Origin of the sequence: Seohaeicola sp. (assembly GCF_048006315.1) — a bacterium.
Taxonomy (GTDB): Bacteria; Pseudomonadota; Alphaproteobacteria; order Rhodobacterales; family Rhodobacteraceae; genus Seohaeicola.
Window position 1 is genome coordinate 4,116,352 of the sequence record NZ_CP180350.1, and the last position, 16,213, is coordinate 4,132,564.

At 64.2% G+C, this 16,213-nt stretch carries 16 protein-coding genes and 1 other RNA gene; 11 read left to right on the forward strand and 6 right to left on the reverse strand.

The features are described 5' to 3' along the window. Positions 1–48: 48 nt before the first annotated feature. The 6 genes from ACMUJL_RS20360 to ACMUJL_RS20385 form a co-directional block, all read right to left on the reverse strand. Positions 49–276 (reverse strand): ribbon-helix-helix domain-containing protein, encoded by a 228-nt coding sequence (locus tag ACMUJL_RS20360; protein ID WP_068290048.1) that lies wholly within the window; start codon positions 274–276, stop codon positions 49–51. A 4-nt stretch (positions 277–280) separates the two neighbouring features. Continuing rightward, on the reverse strand, positions 281–457 hold the full coding sequence (locus tag ACMUJL_RS20365; RefSeq protein ID WP_068290047.1) for a DUF4169 family protein: 177 nt from the start codon (positions 455–457) through the stop codon (positions 281–283). Further along, positions 454–1,848, reverse strand: a complete 1,395-nt coding sequence (fumC, locus tag ACMUJL_RS20370) for a class II fumarate hydratase (protein WP_375571345.1) — start codon at positions 1,846–1,848, stop codon at positions 454–456. The genes ACMUJL_RS20365 and fumC overlap by 4 nt, the downstream gene beginning before the upstream one ends. Before the next feature lie 103 nt (positions 1,849–1,951). After that, the gene (locus ACMUJL_RS20375) at positions 1,952–2,419 is read right to left on the reverse strand and encodes an SspB family protein (protein ID WP_068290043.1); all 468 of its coding nucleotides are present in this window, start codon (positions 2,417–2,419) and stop codon (positions 1,952–1,954) included. Between the two features lie 168 nt (positions 2,420–2,587). Further along, positions 2,588–2,938, reverse strand: a transfer-messenger RNA (tmRNA) gene (gene ssrA / locus ACMUJL_RS20380). Positions 2,939–2,959: 21 nt separating this feature from the next. Next, entirely contained in the window at positions 2,960–3,718 is a 759-nt protein-coding gene (locus tag ACMUJL_RS20385) for a FadR/GntR family transcriptional regulator (protein WP_375571342.1), read from the reverse strand. Positions 3,719–3,818: 100 nt separating this feature from the next. Between ACMUJL_RS20385 and ACMUJL_RS20390 the strand changes: the two genes are divergently transcribed. From ACMUJL_RS20390 to ACMUJL_RS20440, 11 genes are all read left to right on the forward strand, one after another. Then, the gene (locus tag ACMUJL_RS20390; protein WP_375571340.1) at positions 3,819–4,577 is read left to right on the forward strand and encodes a DUF2182 domain-containing protein; all 759 of its coding nucleotides are present in this window, start codon (positions 3,819–3,821) and stop codon (positions 4,575–4,577) included. A 13-nt stretch (positions 4,578–4,590) separates the two neighbouring features. Continuing rightward, entirely contained in the window at positions 4,591–5,229 is a 639-nt protein-coding gene (locus ACMUJL_RS20395) for a DUF1326 domain-containing protein (protein WP_068290039.1), read from the forward strand. A gap of 27 nt (positions 5,230–5,256) precedes the next feature. After that, complete coding sequence (locus tag ACMUJL_RS20400; protein ID WP_375571338.1) at positions 5,257–5,772, forward strand: DinB family protein; 516 nt, start codon at positions 5,257–5,259, stop codon at positions 5,770–5,772. Between the two features lie 76 nt (positions 5,773–5,848). Continuing rightward, the gene (gene acuI, locus ACMUJL_RS20405; RefSeq protein WP_375571336.1) at positions 5,849–6,838 is read left to right on the forward strand and encodes an acryloyl-CoA reductase; all 990 of its coding nucleotides are present in this window, start codon (positions 5,849–5,851) and stop codon (positions 6,836–6,838) included. A 93-nt stretch (positions 6,839–6,931) separates the two neighbouring features. After that, positions 6,932–8,152, forward strand: coding sequence for an aminotransferase class V-fold PLP-dependent enzyme (locus tag ACMUJL_RS20410; RefSeq protein ID WP_375571334.1), 1,221 nt, complete (start codon positions 6,932–6,934; stop codon positions 8,150–8,152). A gap of 60 nt (positions 8,153–8,212) precedes the next feature. Further along, positions 8,213–9,634, forward strand: coding sequence for a cryptochrome/photolyase family protein (locus tag ACMUJL_RS20415; RefSeq protein WP_375571332.1), 1,422 nt, complete (start codon positions 8,213–8,215; stop codon positions 9,632–9,634). Positions 9,635–9,732: 98 nt separating this feature from the next. Next, a complete protein-coding gene (locus tag ACMUJL_RS20420) occupies positions 9,733–10,941 on the forward strand; it encodes an SAM-dependent methyltransferase (protein ID WP_068290219.1) in 1,209 nt (402 codons plus the stop codon). After that, positions 10,942–11,382: a TrgA family protein gene (locus ACMUJL_RS20425; protein WP_375571329.1), complete on the forward strand. Its 441-nt coding sequence runs from the start codon at positions 10,942–10,944 to the stop codon at positions 11,380–11,382. It abuts the gene before it with no gap. A gap of 5 nt (positions 11,383–11,387) precedes the next feature. Further along, entirely contained in the window at positions 11,388–12,527 is a 1,140-nt protein-coding gene (locus ACMUJL_RS20430; protein WP_375571327.1) for an NUDIX domain-containing protein, read from the forward strand. A gap of 146 nt (positions 12,528–12,673) precedes the next feature. Next, positions 12,674–13,708: a cysteine synthase A gene (locus tag ACMUJL_RS20435; RefSeq protein ID WP_068290026.1), complete on the forward strand. Its 1,035-nt coding sequence runs from the start codon at positions 12,674–12,676 to the stop codon at positions 13,706–13,708. A 29-nt stretch (positions 13,709–13,737) separates the two neighbouring features. Further along, positions 13,738–16,212: a DUF3772 domain-containing protein gene (locus ACMUJL_RS20440; RefSeq protein WP_375571325.1), complete on the forward strand. Its 2,475-nt coding sequence runs from the start codon at positions 13,738–13,740 to the stop codon at positions 16,210–16,212. Position 16,213: the final 1 nt, after the last annotated feature.

Consider the following 16,213-nt stretch of genomic DNA (forward strand, 5'->3'; position numbering starts at 1 on the left):
AGGATCACTGTCATCCGGACAGAATGGCAGGTTCATCTGAAGAGCTGGTTAATCCCGGTCAGCCTTGCGAAAATGTTGCAGCACATAGACCCGGATCGCCGAGGCAAGGCCGATATCAGGTTCACGCATTGCATCAATTTGCGCCGCCAATGCATTGACCGCGATATTTTTTTCGTCAGCAATTTCGCGGAATGCCTGCCAGAACGCGGGCTCCAGCGTCACGCTGGTCCGGTGGCCACGCAGGGTCAGCGAATGTTTCTGTGGACCTGTTCCCATCGCATCAAGGCTCTTTGCGATGCGCGTCAAGTGCCTTGCGCGCCTGTTCGGCGCGGGCCTTTTCCAGCTCTTTCTCGGGCTTGGTCCTGCCGAATTTCACGGCATTCTCGTCGGCGCGGGCCTTTTTCGCGGCCCGCGCCTTTTCTTTTCGCACACGGTTCAGATTGACCGGTGTGCTCACCCCTTGGGCCCGATCATGTCTTCGGGACGCACGACACGGTCGAAGGTTTCGGCATCCACCAGGCCCAGTGCGATGGCTTCTTCCTTCAGCGTGGTGCCGTTCTTGTGCGCCGTCTTGGCGACCTTGGTGGCATTGTCGTAGCCGATCGTGGGCGCGAGTGCCGTGACCAGCATCAGGCTTTCCTTCATCAGCTTGTCGATCCGCGCCACGTTGGCCTGGGTGCCCACCACCATGTTGTCAGTGAAGCTGGAGGCCGCGTCGCCCAGAAGCTGCATCGATTGCAACACGTTATAGGACATCATGGGGTTGTAGACGTTCAGTTCGAAATGCCCCTGCGACCCGGCGAAACCCACGGCCGCGTCATTGCCCATGACATGGGCGCAGACCATGGTCAGCGCCTCGGCCTGGGTCGGGTTGACCTTGCCGGGCATGATCGAGGATCCGGGTTCGTTCTCGGGCAGGATCAGCTCGCCCAGGCCGGAACGGGGGCCCGAGCCCAGCAGGCGCATGTCATTGGCGATCTTGAAAAGCGATCCGGCCACGGTCTTGAGCGCGCCCGAGAACATCACCATCGCGTCATGGGCGGCCAGTGCTTCGAACTTGTTGGGGGCGGTGACGAAGGGCAGCGCCGTGATCGCCGCGATTTCGGCGGCGACATTCTCGGCAAAACCCACGCGGGTGTTCAGCCCGGTGCCGACAGCGGTGCCGCCCTGGGCCAGTTCGTAGATGTCGGGCAGGCAGGCCTCGATCCGTTCGATGCCCTTGGCGACCTGATGCGCATAGCCGCCGAATTCCTGGCCCAGCGTCAGCGGCGTCGCATCCTGCGTATGGGTGCGGCCGATCTTGATGATATCCTTGAATTCTTCCGATTTCGCGGCCAGCGCGCCATGCAGCTTGCGCAGGCCCGGCAGCAGCACGTCGCGCGCCACCATGCCGATGGCGACATGCATCGCGGTGGGGAAAGTGTCGTTCGAGGACTGGCCCATGTTGCAGTGATCGTTGGGATGCACAGGCTTTTTCGAACCCATCTGGCCGCCCTTGATCTCGATCGCGCGGTTCGAGATCACCTCGTTCGCGTTCATGTTGGACTGGGTGCCCGATCCGGTCTGCCAGACGACGAGGGGGAAGTTGTCATCGAACTTGCCGTCGATCACTTCCTGCGCCGCCTGCTGGATGGCCTTGGACAGGGTCGGTTCCAGATCGCCGAAGCCTTCGTTGACGATGGCGGCGGCCTTCTTGATCACGCCGAGGGCGCGCACGATGGCCACGGGCTGACGCTCCCAGCCGATCGGGAAGTTCATGATCGAGCGCTGCGTCTGCGCGCCCCAGTACTTGTCTGCCGGAACCTCGAGAGGGCCGAAGCTGTCGGTCTCGGTGCGGGTGGTCGTCATGGCATTGCCCCTTGCGATTACTCTTGCCCCCTCATAGCGGAACGGGCAGCAAGATCAATATTGCATGCGGTTGCATACCGGGGCGGTGCCCCCATGAACGGGATTATTTGCGGAAACGGTCGAGCCTGACGACTTCCGCTTCCTTGTGGCCGCCTGACGGCCCGCCGGGATCGTGATCGTCGCCGTCGTCGTCATCCTCGGGCTCGTCATCGTCCATGCTTTGGGTTTCGAAGCGCAGGCCGAATTCGACGGACGGGTCCACGAAGGTCTTGATCGCGTCATAGGGGATATAGAGCGGTTCCGGCTGGTCCCCGAAGTTCAGGGTCACGGCAAAGCCCTCTGTCCGCACCTCGAGGTTGTCGTACCAGTTCTGCATGACGACCGTCATTTCGGTCGGATAGCGATCCCGCAGCCAATCGGCCAGGCGCGCATGCGGATGAGTCGTGTCGAAGGTGATGAAGAAATGATGCGCGCCGGGCAAGCCGTGATCGGCCACATCCTGCAATACTTCCTGAATCAGACCGCGCATCGCGCGATGCATCAGGTTGCCGTAATCGATGGTGCGCGACATTGAATTATCCTTCGGCAGGTTGAGGTCAGCATAGGGGATTCGGGGTAAAACAAAAGACGGGCCGGGAAAAAAACTGGCCAGTGTCCCGCGTGGCTGCGGCGCCTTGCGCGGCAAAGCGGCGGGCGCGGCCACGCCGGGCATGTTCGGGCGGTCAAAGGGTAGGGGAAAAGTGCAGGCTTCTGTTGCCAGGTGCCTGCGAACCCCGCCTTAAGCTGCTAGGCCCAAGGGCTTAGTTTTCGGTTTCTCCGACCGCTTACGCGGCCATTGCCACCGGAGCACGATTGTCATTTGCAATTGTACTTTTCGGACCGATAACGGTGGTACCTCACCGAGACAAAGCATACCCCTTTAGACGTTCGTCGATCCTGTTTCAGCCCCATTGCCGTCAAATGAACGGGTTTTGGTGGAGCTGCCGGGTACCGCCCCCGGGTCCGATCCGCTTATTACGAGCGCGTTTATGTCCATAGTCTGTTGCCAGACAGGTTGAATATAGGGCAGGGCACGGCGCTTTTGAAGGGGCAAAAGCAAGGTGTGACGCGATCAGTCGGCGGTCCTTGCGGCGGCGTCCTGCAAACGGGCGGCGCGGGCCTGCATCACATCGCGCCCAAGGGTCAGCGTGTAGTCGCAAAGCTCGCTCAAGGCGGTGTCCGCAGCCGCGGCGTCCTGCGCTGCGATGGCTTCGGCGATGCGGGTGTGCAGATCGATGATGGCCGCGCGCGAGCGGGCCGTGAAGATGATCATGTTCATCAGCGGCTGCATGCCTTCGACCGCGCCCGCCAACTGGTAGGACAGAACCGGGTTGCCCGCCGCATCCACGAGCGCCCGGTGAAAGGCCACGTCAGAGGCGCAGAAATCCTCGTCCGGCAAGGTGGATCGGGATTGGTGCATGATCTCGAGCCACATGCGCGCAAGATGGTCCTGACCGCGCCGTGCGGCGGCCAAGGGCGCGCAGGCGCGTTCCAGCGCATAGCGCGCCTCGCAGGCGACATCGAAGCTTACCGCGTTCATCGACAGCAACAGCGTCGAGGTGGTGATCTGCTGGCCATATGCCTCTTCGAAGGACAGGCGATTGACGAAAGCGCCACCCGTGGCACCGCGCTGGGTGCGGATCAGCGATTGCGCGGCCAGCCGTTTCAGCGCCTCGCGCACCGTGGGGCGGGAGACATTGAAATGATCCGCCAGTTCCGCCTCGGAGGGCAGGCGCGCATCCACGATCAGCTTGCCCGACACGATTTCATCCCGGATCGCGGCGGCGATCTGGGCGGAAAGGTCCTTGGGGCTGGCGGGGTCGAGTTTCATATGTCTGACAATTGGGGCTTTACGGGGAAGGTAATTGTCTGACAATTTAAATGCAAGACGAAGCCGGCCTGTTGAGTCGCTGTTTTCGAAGGAGGGGTTCATGCTGTCGGATCGGATCAGGGCCATGGGCGCGCCGCATTGGCTGGCGCTGTTCGGCCTGATCCTTGGGGCGTGGATCATGCTCTATGCGATGGCGCTGCCCGATGACCTGCGGGCCTCGGCCCGGATATTCGGCGCGGATTTCTGGGAAAGCCTGTGCCGGGTCACGCCGGATGCGGCGGGATTTGGCCGGGTCGTGCTGATGTGGGCGCTGATGGCCGCGGCGATGATGGCGCCCACCGCGCTGCCCGCCTTTGCCACCTATGACGATCTGGGGCGCAGCACGCAGACGCGCTTCGGCGTGCTGGTGGCGGGGTATCTGATGGTCTGGCTGGGCTTTTCGGTGCTGGCGGGCGGTTTGCAGATGGGGCTTTACGGTCTTGGCCTCGTCAGCGCCTTTGGCGACAGCCTTTCGGCCTGGCTGTCGGCAGGCCTGCTGCTGATCGCGGGGCTTTACCAGTTCTCGCCGGTCAAGGAGGCCTGCCTGAGCAAATGCCGCGCGCCGCTGACCTTCTTCATGGCGCATTGGGACGAAGGCCCGCTGCGCAACGGTGTGCGGCTGGGGCTGGTGTGTCTGGGCTGCTGCTGGGCGCTGATGCTGCTGGCCTTCGTGGGCGGCGTGATGAACATCGCCTTCATGGGGGTGGCGACCCTGATCATGGTGATCGAGAAACTGCCGCAGTACGGCCGCGTCCTGACGCGGCCCTTGGGGGCCGTGCTGATCATCGCGGGATTTTTTGTGGCGCTTGGCGCCTTTTGACGGAGGAAAAGACATGGCTTTGGATCAGAACGCGGTGGGCACTGTGCCTTGGGCGATCAAGGGGGAATTGATCCTCAACTGCAACTGCACGGTGTTCTGTCCCTGCGTGGTCAGCCTGGGCAAGCATGCGCCGACCGAAGGATACTGCCAGGCCTGGTCCGGGATCCGCATCGACGAGGGGCATTACGGGGACGAGGATATCAGCGGGCTGAACGTGGGTCTTCTACTGGAGATCCCCGGCCTGATGTCGCGCGGCAACTGGAAGGCGGCGGCCTATATCGACGAGCGCGCCTCGGACGCGGCCTATGAGGGTCTGGTCAACATCTTCTCGGGGGCCGCGCGCGGCACCACGGGCCTGTTCAAGGTGCTGGTCAGCGAATTCCTGGGGGCCGAGCGTGCCCCTGTCATCTTCGAGACCGAAGGCAAGGCGCGCCGCCTGATGGTGGGCAAGGCGATCCAGGGCGAGATCGTGCCGGTGGCGGGCAAGGACCCCGACCAGGAGATCGTGGTGACCAATACCGAATACTGGATGGGGCCGGACATCACCGTGGCCACCGCCACCAAGGGCCGCGTGCGCGCCTTTGGCCGGGTCTGGGATTTCGACGGGCGCAGCGCCGAGATCTGCCAGATCGACTGGCACGGACCGCGCTGATCGCATGGGGTCGGGCAGGGGGATCCGATGATCAATCCGGGTTGTGTGCTGACAATGGCGCGTTACAACGCCTGGCAGAACAAGCAGGTGATGGCCGCCATGGAGGGGCTTTCGGACGAGGCGCTGCGCGCGGATCGCGGCGCCTTCTTCGGATCGATCCTGGCCACGGCGAACCATGTCCTCTGGGCCGACCTGATGTGGATGGCGCGACTCCAGGGGCGGGAACCCCCGCCCGGCGGGATCGAGGGATCGACCGGCCTCCACCCCACCCGCGCCGATTGGAGTGCGGCGCGGTTCCGCATGGACGGGCGCATCCTGCTCTGGGCGGAAAAGCTGCACGCGCTGGACCTGGTGGGGGATCTGAGCTGGTATTCGGGGTTCATGAAGCAGGATGTGACGCGGCCCAAGGGGGTGTTGATCGTGCACATGTTCAACCACCAGACCCATCACCGCGGCCAGATCCATGCGATGCTGACCGCGGCGGGTGTGAAGGCGCCGGTGTCGGACCTGTTCTTCATGCCCGAAGACGGCCCTTGGCTGTGAACGACGGATTTTGAGTATTTGAAGCAAGATGAAGGCGGGGGCTTACCCCTTGCCGATCACTGGAAGGAGAAGACCCATGTTCAACGCATTGGTTGTCGAAAAGGACGAGGACGGAAAGACCAGCGCTTCGGTGCAGCGGATCAGCGAGGCGAACCTGCCCGAGGCCGATGTGACGGTGGCGGTCGAATATTCGACGGTCAACTACAAGGACGGGCTTTGCATCGGGCCGGGTGGCGGTCTGGTGCGGAACTATCCGCATGTGCCGGGGATCGACTTTGCCGGTACGGTCGAGACATCGTCGGACGCGCGCTACAAGCCGGGTGACAAGGTGGTTCTGACCGGCTGGCGCGTGGGCGAGGCGCATTGGGGCGGCTATTCCCAGAAGGCGCGTGTGCGCGCCGACTGGCTTGTGCCGCTGCCGCAGGGTCTGACGACGCGGCAGGCGATGGCCGTGGGGACCGCCGGGTTCACCGCGATGCTGGCCGTCATGGCGCTGGAGGATCACGGGCTGAAACCGGGGCATGGCGAGGTGTTGGTGACTGGTGCGGCTGGCGGTGTCGGATCGGTGGCGGTCGCGATCCTGTCGGCCCTCGGGCATGAGGTGGCGGCGGTGACCGGCCGCCCCGAGACCGAAGATTATCTGCGTGGCCTGGGCGCTACCCGGATCGTGCCGCGCGAGGAACTGGCCGAGACCGTGAAGCGGCCGCTGGAAACCGAGACATGGACCGGTTGCATCGATGCGGTGGGCGGTGCGATGCTGGCGCGGGTTCTGGGGCAGATGAAATACGGCGCATCGGTTGCGGCGGTGGGTCTGGCGGGGGGCGCTGGCCTGCCGGCGACCGTGGTGCCGTTCCTGCTGCGCGGCGTGAACCTGCTGGGGATCGACAGCGTGATGCAGCCCTATGGCAACCGGCTGCGCGCCTGGGAGCGGATCGCGCGCGATCTGCCGATGGACAAGCTGGAGGCGATGATCCAGCCCGCGATGCTTGCCGATCTGCCCGAACTGGGTGCCGAGATCCTGCGCGGGCAGGTCCGGGGACGTGTCGTGGTCGACGTGAACGCCTGACCTTGCGGCAATTGCAACGCCCCGCCGCCCGGCCAGCTTGACGCCGGGCGGCGGGGGCCTCAGTCTGCCGGAAAAAGACGTCAGGGGGACAAGATGTTGCTGGATGTGGATTTCGTACGGGCGCAATTCCCGGCCTTTGCCGTGGACAGCCTTCAGGGGCAAAGCTTTTTCGAGAATGCGGGCGGGTCCTATACCTGCGGGGCAGTGATCGAACGGCTGACCCGTTTCTACACCGAGCGCAAGGTGCAGCCCTATGGCCCTTACGAGGCAAGCCGTCTTGGCGGTGCCGAAATGGACGAGGCGCGCGCGCGGCTGTCCGCGATGCTGGGGGTCGAGGGGGATGAGCTGTCATTCGGGCCTTCGACCACGGCCAATACCTATGCGCTGGCGCAGGCCTTCCGGCAGTGGATGAAGCCGGGCGAGGCGATCATCGTCACGAACCAGGACCATGAGGCCAATTCGGGGCCATGGCGCAGGCTGGCCGCCGACGGGATCGAGATCCGCGAATGGCGCCAGGATCCCGACACCGGGCATCTGAACCCCGAGGATCTGGAAACGCTGCTGGATGAAAGCGTGCGTCTGGTCTGCTTTCCGCATTGCTCGAACGTGGTGGGCGAGATCAATCCCGTGGTCGAGATCACGGCCATGGCCCATGCCGCCGGTGCCTTTGTCTGCGTTGATGGGGTCAGCTATGCGCCGCATGGCTTTCCCGACGTGGGGCTGATGGGGCCGGATATCTATCTGTTCTCGGCCTACAAGACCTATGGGCCGCATCAGGGCCTCATGGTGATCCGCCGTGCGCTGGCCAGCCAGCTGCCGAACCAGGGCCATCATTTCAACGGGGATACGCTTTACAAGCGGTTCACCCCCGCGGGTCTGGATCATGCGCAGATCGCCGCCTGCGCGGGCATGGCCGACTACATGGATGCGCTGGCCGATCATCACGGCGTCAAGGGGACGCCTGCGCAGCGCGCGACGGGGGTACATGACCTGATGCGCGCGCACGAGGTGACGCTGCTGCAGCCCTTGCTGGATCACCTGGGATCCAAGAACTCGGTCCGGGTGCTGGGGCCGCGCGATGCGACGCGCCGCGCGCCCACGGTGGCGATCGAGACGCGGCATGCAGGGCGCGAGCTGGCCGAGAAGCTGGCACCGCTGGGCATCATGGCGGGGGGTGGCGATTTCTACGCGGGGCGCGCGCTGCAGGGCATGGGCGTCGATCTGGCCAAGGGCGTGCTGCGGCTGAGTTTCGTGCATTACACCGACCCTGCGGACATGGAGCGGCTAATGACGGCGCTGGACGAAATTCTTTAATCCGATCAGCGTTCTGGCGCGTAACGTTATCAAAGCAATAACAAGGCGGCAGAATTTCCCGTGTCGGATACCTCTCCTGTAATCCTGTGGCTCCGGCGTGATCTGCGGTTGACCGATCATCCTGCGCTTTGTGCGGCCATCGCGCGTGGCGGTCCGGTCCTTGCGGTCTTCATTCATGATGATGCGGTGGCAAGCCTCGGGGCTGCCCCGAAATGGCGGCTTGGGCTGGGGTTGGGGGCGCTGGACAAGGCCCTGCGCGACAAGGGCAGCCGCCTGATCCTGCGGCGCGGTCCCGCCCTTGAGGTGCTGCGCAAACTGGTCGCCGAAACCGGCGCGCGCGCGGTCTACTGGTCCCGGCTTTATGATCCGCAGGCCCAAACCCGCGATGCGGCGGTGAAAGAGGCGCTGAAGGGCGACGGCATCGACGCGCGCAGCTTTGGCGGTCATCTGATGTTCGAGCCATGGACTGTCGCGACCAAGACTGGCGGCTATTACCGCGTCTACACGCCGATGTGGAACGCCGTGCGGGGGCGCGAGGTGGATGCGCCGATGCCCGCACCCTCTCGCATTCCTGCGCCCGCGATCTGGCCCGCGTCGGACGCGCTGGCGGATTGGGGCATGGGGGACGCGATGAACCGGGGTGCGGAGGTGGTGCGCCCCTACGTGCGGCTGGGCGAGGGTGCGGCACAGGACCGTCTTGCGGAATTCATCGACCGATGGGTCGGCGTGTATGACAGGACGCGCGACCAGCCGCATGTGGCCGGCACCTCGCTCTTGTCGGAAAACCTGGCCCTGGGCGAGATCAGCCCGCACCAGTGCTGGCATGCCGGTCAACGCGCCATGGCTGAGGGCAAGGCGGGGGCCGAGACTTTCCTCAAGGAACTGGTCTGGCGCGAATTCGCCTATCACCTGATGTATCACACGCCGCATCTGCTGAGCGGCAACTGGAAACCCGACTGGGACGCCTTTGGCTGGAACGAGGACGAGGATCATCCCCATGTGGTGGCCTGGAAACAGGGGCGCACGGGCATCCGCTTTGTCGATGCCGCCATGCGCGAGATGTATGTGACGGGGCGGATGCACAACCGGGGCCGGATGATCGTTGCCTCGTATCTGACCAAGCACCTGATGAGCCACTGGAAGATCGGGCTGAGGTGGTTCGAGGATTGCCTGATCGACTGGGATCCGGCCTCGAACGCGATGGGCTGGCAATGGGCGGCGGGGTCCGGTCCCGATGCCGCGCCCTATTTCCGCGTGTTCAATCCTGTCACGCAACTCGACAAATTCGATCCGAAGGGCGAATATGTCGCCCAGTGGATCGCCGAGGGTCGCAAGACCCCCTCGGACAGTGCGCAGTCCTATTTCAGCGCCATTCCCCGGCGCTGGGGATTGTCGCCGCAAGATCCGTATCCCGCGCCCGTCGTGACGGCGGAGGAGGGGCGCAAGGCCGCCTTGGCGGCCTACGAGAACCGCGGTTTCTAGGTGATGTTGTTGCGAAAATCGCCGGACCGGGACCAACCCGAAACTTGAGCGGGACGTCCCGCGTGTATAAAAAGAAGAACCGCCTTATGGAGACGCGGATGATCCTGACAAGTACCGACAATCAACCCGACCTGCCGCGCTATTTCGCGCGTGGCTTTGCCGTGGCGCAGCGCCTGAACAACGGGCGGTTGGACATTGTCCTGCCCGATGGGCGCGTGTTCCGTGCGGAAGGCAAGAACCCCGGTCCGGTGGCGGAATTGCACATCCACAATCCCGACAGCTTCGCGCGGTTGATCCGCGAGGGGGATCTTGGTTTCAGCGATGCCTATCTGGACGGTTGGTGGAGCACGCCGGACCTGATGGCCTTCATGGACCTGATCCATGCCGACAATGACGCGATTTTCGACGGCTATCCGGGCATGGTCTTCGTGCGCGCCTTCGAGCGGTTGCGCCATTTCCTGCGGTCGAACACCAAGAAGCAGGCGCGCAAGAACATCAGCTATCACTATGATCTGGGCAATGACTTCTACGGTCTGTGGCTGGATGACACGATGACCTATTCCAGCGCGCTGTTCGAAAGCGGGCAGGAAAGCCTGGAAAAGGCGCAGATCGCCAAATACGCCTCGATGGTGGACCAGATGGGCGCCAAGGCCGGGGATCACGTGCTTGAGATCGGCTGCGGCTGGGGCGGTTTTGCCGAATATGCCGCGAAGGAACGCGGATTGAAGGTCACCTGTTTGACCATCTCGCAAGAGCAGTTCAACTATGCCGTGGACCGCATTGAAAAGGCGGGACTTTCGGACATGGTCGACTTCAAGCTTCAGGATTACCGCGACGAAAAGGGTGTCTATGACGGCATCGCCAGCATCGAGATGTTCGAGGCGGTGGGCGAGAAATACTGGCCCGTCTATTTCGACACGCTGCGCGAGCGGTTGCGTCCGGGCAAATGTGCGACGCTTCAGATCATCACCGTGCAGGATCACCGGTTCGAGCTGTATCGCAACGGGGTGGATTTCATCCAGAAATACATCTTCCCGGGCGGCATGCTTCCGTCGCCCGCCGTGCTGAAGCGCGAAGTGGAGCGTGCGGGGCTGACCTATTCGCGTTCCATCGAATTCGGGGAAAGCTACAGCCAAACTCTGCGCCGGTGGTACGAGACCTTCAACGAGAAATGGGATCAGGTGGCCGAGCTTGGCTTTGATGAGCGGTTCCGTCGGATGTGGAATTATTACCTGACCTCTTGCGCTGCGACCTTCCATAGCGGAAATTGCGATGTGACACAGATCACAGTGACAAGGCCCGGATAAATGCTGACAGCTCCCCGACTGGTCGCGGCCCTTCTGCTGGGCATGGTCGGATTTCTGGGGTCCGAGATGATCAAGCCGCTCATGCCCGAGGGGACGCAATTCGGCTGGTTTTCCTTCGTGAACCTTGGACTGGGTGCCTTGAGCGGCTGGATCGTGATCGGCTCGCGGATTGGTCGCGGTATCGTGCCTGCGGTCAACAACGGGCTGACCGGGGCAGCGGCGCTGATCTTCTGGGGGCTGTTCCTGCAAGCCGGCAACGAGATGCTGCGCCTGTCGCTGCGGCGGCGTTACGATGGCCCTGTGGAGGCATTGACCGATCTGTTCCGCGTCGGGTTGGAATATGGGCTGACCATGGCGACGGCTCCGGTGCTGGGCACGCTGTTCGTCGGCGGTGTGGTGGCGGCGGTCCTGGCGGAAATCTCGGCCAGGTACTGGCGCTGACGGGCATGACCGCGCTTTTCGTCTATGGCACGTTGCGGCATCTGCCGCTTCTGGAACAGGTGGTCGGCCATCCGGTCGCACCGGGGCAACTGACGCCTGCGGTCTTGCCCGATCATCTGGCACGATGGGCCGAGGGGCAGGCCTTTCCGATCCTTGTGGGCGAGACGGGCGCAGAGGCCGAGGGGCTGCTGCTGTCTGGCCTTGATGCGGCCGACATGGCGCGGCTGAATTTCTACGAGGGCGGTTTCGGCTATCACCTGGCGTTGCGGCAGGTGCAGACGATGGCGGGCTTGACCGACGCGCAGGTCTGGTTCCCGGATGCGGGTCTGTGGCAGGCTGCGGCACCCTTCGATCTGGCCGACTGGCAGGCGCGCTGGGGTGACATCAATGTCGAGGCCGCTGCCGAGATGATGGATTATTTCGGTCAGCGCGACGCGGTGCAGATCGCGCGGATGTATCCCATGATCCATGCGCGCGCAGCCTCGCGCGTGGCGGCGCGGCGGGCAGGGTTGCAGCCCGATCCCGCCTTGCCCGGCAGTGGCATGACGCGCGACGATATCACCCCGCAGGGGCTGGCGCGGCCCTATGCGGATTTCTTTGCCGTGGAAGAGCATCACCTGACCGTTCGCCGCTTCGACGGGGCGCACAGCCCCGTGGTCAAGCGTGCGGTTTTCGTGGCCTCGGATGCGGCGATCCTGCTGCCCTATGATCCGCTGCGCGACCGGGTGCTGCTGATCGAGCAGTTCCGCGCCGGACCCTATGCGCGGGGCGATCTGTCGCCCTGGCCGCTGGAGCCGGTGGCGGGCCGGGTCGATCCGGGCGAAACCCCGGATCAGGCCGCGCATCGCGAAGCCGGGGAAGAGGCGGGGCTTGTCCTGCGCCATCTGGAGCGGATCAGCAGCAGCTATCCCTCGCCGGGCTCCACCTCGGAGTTCTTCCATATCTTTGTCGGGCTGTGCGATCTGCCCGACCGTAGCGCCGATCTGGGGGGCGTCGCGTCCGAGGACGAGGATATCCGCAGCCATATCCTGCCCTTTGCGCAGTTTCAGGACCTGCTGGAGCGGGATCTTCTGACCGTGGGGCCGCTGGTTCTGGCCGGGCACTGGCTGGCGCGGCACCGCGCGCGCCTGCGCGCTTTGGCGTGAGACGGGACGCGCGTTTGCGCGCATTGGCGTGAGTTGACACGCGCGTTTGCGCGCGATGCCTTGAGTTCCGGCCCCCGGATGCCTACTAGATGTCACTGAGGGGCCAAGGCCTGACAAATCGACGAACGGCAAGCGGGAGACAGGGGATGCGGATAGCACATGATCTGGCCGAGGCAGTGGGCAAGACGCCCCTGATCCGGCTGAAAGCCGCGAGCGAGGCCACGGGATGCGAGATCCTTGGCAAGGCCGAGTTCATGAACCCCGGCCAGTCGGTCAAGGACCGCGCCGCGCTTTACATCATCAAGGATGCGGTGGCGCGCGGCCTGCTGAAACCGGGCGGCACGATCGTCGAGGGAACGGCGGGCAACACGGGCATCGGTCTGGCGCTGGTCGGCGCGTCGATGGGATTCAAGACCGTGATCGTGATCCCCGAGACGCAGAGCCAGGAAAAGAAGGACATGATCCGTCTTGCCGGTGCGCAACTGGTCGAGGTGCCGGCGGCCCCCTACAAGAACCCCAACAACTACGTGCGCTATTCCGGCCGTCTGGCCGAGGCGCTGGCCAAGACCGATCCGAATGGCGTGATCTGGGCCAACCAGTTCGACAACGTGGCCAACCGCCAGGCGCATATCGAAACCACCGGCCCCGAGGTCTGGGAACAGACCGGCGGCAAGGTGGATGGGTTCATCTGCGCGGTCGGGTCCGGCGGCACGCTGGCGGGCGTGGGCATGGCGTTGCAGCCCAAGGGTGTCAAGATCGGCCTGGCCGATCCCGACGGGGCGGCGCTGCATTCCTTCTACACCACGGGCGAGCTGAAGGCCGAGGGGTCATCGATCACCGAAGGGATCGGGCAGGGGCGCATCACCGCGAACCTTGAAGGGTTCACTCCCGATTTCAGCTACAACATCCCCGATGCCGAGGCATTGCCACTGGTCTTTGACCTGCTGGCCCACGAGGGTCTGTGCCTTGGCGGGTCGTCCGGCGTGAACATCGCCGGGGCCGTGCGGATGGCGCGCGAGATGGGGCCGGGCCACACGATCGTGACGATCCTGTGCGACTACGGCACACGGTATCAGTCCAAGCTCTTCAACCCCGATTTCCTGCGCGAAAAGGGGCTGCCCGAGCCTGACTGGCTGACAGGGAGCGGTCGCGCGGTGCCGTCCGTCTTCGCGGACACATGATCCGTTTGCATCCGAGGGGAACGCGGCTGATGGCGCGGCTCACCGCCGCGATCGTGCTTGTCCTCGGGCTGGCGCTTGTCCTGGCGCTGCCGCAAACGGCGGCGCAGGCGCAACAAACCGCCCAGACCTCGGCGCAGGATGCGGCCAGCGGGCCTGAATATGCTGTCTGGCAGGATACTGCCAGCCGCGCGGAGGCTGCGATCGAAGCCGGTCGCGCGTCGAACGTGGCGCTGGAGGATCTGCGCGCCGAGGTCGTGTCCTGGCGCGAAGCCTTCCTGGCCGCGCAATCATCGAACAGCAACCGGATCGGGACGATCCACACGCAGATCGAAGCCCTTGGCGCCTTGCCGGAAGGTGCGACCGAACCCGAAGAGATCGCCGCGCGCCGCAGCGAACTGACAGAGCAGCTGACCCGCCTGCAGGCGCCGGTTCTGGCCGCGGAAGAGGCTTTTACCCGCGCGAACGGGATCATTTCGGAAATCGACCGGATCATTCGCGAACGCCAGACCGATGCGCTTTTGACGCTGGGGCCCAGCCCGCTCAATCCGGTTCTGTGGCCGCAGGGGTTCCAGTCGCTTCTGCGCACGCTCAGCGATCTGGGAAACGAGATTTCGGATGCCTGGGAAACACCCGCGCAACGGGATGCCACGCTCAAGGATCTGCCGGTCACGCTGGTGCTGACGGTCATCGGGCTGGTGCTTGTGCTGCGGGGACGCCGTTGGGCCACGCGGCTGGGCGCGCGTTTTTACGAACGCTGGCATCGTGGCCGGGATGTCTGGGGATTTCTGGTCTCGCTGACGCAGGTGGCGATCCCGATGCTGGGCATCTACGTGCTGACCGAGGCGCTGTTCGCCACGGGCCTTGTTGGTATTCGCGGGGCGCAGATCGTCGGTGTCCTGCCGATCTGGGCCGCGATCATGCTGGGCGCGCGGTGGCTGGTCGGCCGGCTGTTTCCAAGCCGGCTGTCCGAGCCGCCGCTTGAGGTTCAGCCCGAACGCCGGTCCGAGGCGCGTTACTACGGCACCGCGCTGGCCTTCCTGATCGTGGGACAGAACGCTGTCGGTCTTCTGGCCGAAGTCGGTGACATATCGCCCGAAAGCAGCGTGGTTCTGGGCTTTCCCGTTCTTGTGCTGACCGCGCTGGTGCTGTTCCGCCTGGGCCAGTTCATGACCGGGCAGATGGCCCTTCAGGATAACGAAAGCGCGGCGACCAGCTATCGCAACCGGCTGGTGCGTCTGCTGTCCAGCGGCGCCAAGGTGGTGGCCGTGGCGGCGCCCCTTGCGGGGGCTGTCGGTTATTTCGCGGCGGCCGAGGCGCTGATCTATCCCTATGTGCTGTCGCTGGCCTTGCTGAGTGTGGTGCTGATCCTGCAAAAGCTGGTCAGCGATACCTATGCGCTGATCACCCATGCCCCGGACGAGCATGCGGATGCCCTGATCCCGGTGCTGATCGGGTTTCTGCTGACAATTCTCGCGTTGCCCATGCTGGCCCTGATCTGGGGTGCGCGCGTGGCCGACCTGACAGAGGTATGGGCGCGCTTCCGCGAAGGGTTCTCGCTGGGCGGGACGCGGATATCGCCGACCGATTTCATGGCGTTCGTGCTGATCTTCGCATTGGGCTATGCGCTGACGCGCACCGTGCAGGGGGCGCTGCGCACCTCGGTTCTGCCCAAGACCAAGATCGATCCGGGCGGGCAGAACGCCATCGTCGTGGGCCTTGGCTATGTCGGTATCTTCATCGCGGCGCTGGTGGCCATCACGGGGGCGGGGATCGATCTGTCGTCCATCGCCATCGTCGCCGGTGCGCTGTCCGTGGGGATCGGCTTCGGGCTTCAGAACATCGTGTCGAACTTTGTCTCGGGGATCATCCTGCTGATCGAGCGGCCCATTTCCGAGGGCGACTGGATCGAGGTGGGCGGACAACAGGGCTATGTGCGCGATATTTCCGTCCGCTCGACCCGGATCGAGACCTTCGACCGTACGGATGTGATCGTGCCCAATGCCGATCTGGTCAGTGGAACGGTCACCAACTTCACGCGCGGCAATACGCTGGGTCGGGTCATTGTGCCGGTGGGCGTGGCTTACGGCACGGACACCCGCAAGGTCGAGGCGGTCCTGCGCGAGATCGCAGAGGCCCATCCGATGGTTCTGGCGCAGCCCGCGCCGGGCATCATCTTTCAGGGCTTCGGGGCGGATTCGATGGATTTCGAGATCCGCGCGATCCTGCGTGACGTCAACTGGATGATGGCGGTCAAATCCGAGATGAACCACCAGATCGCCAAGCGCTTTGCCGAGGAGGGGATCGAGATACCCTTTGCGCAGCGCGATGTCTGGATCCGCAATCCCGAGGCGCTGCGCGGCGATGCTGCGGCGGCGACCACGCAGGCAAGCCTCGCCCCCGCGCCGGGCGAGAGCCAACAGACGATCACGCCACCCTCCGACACGATACGCGATGTCGACATGGGAGATGCCGGGGACGACTCCGGCGGCGAAGGAGACCGATGAC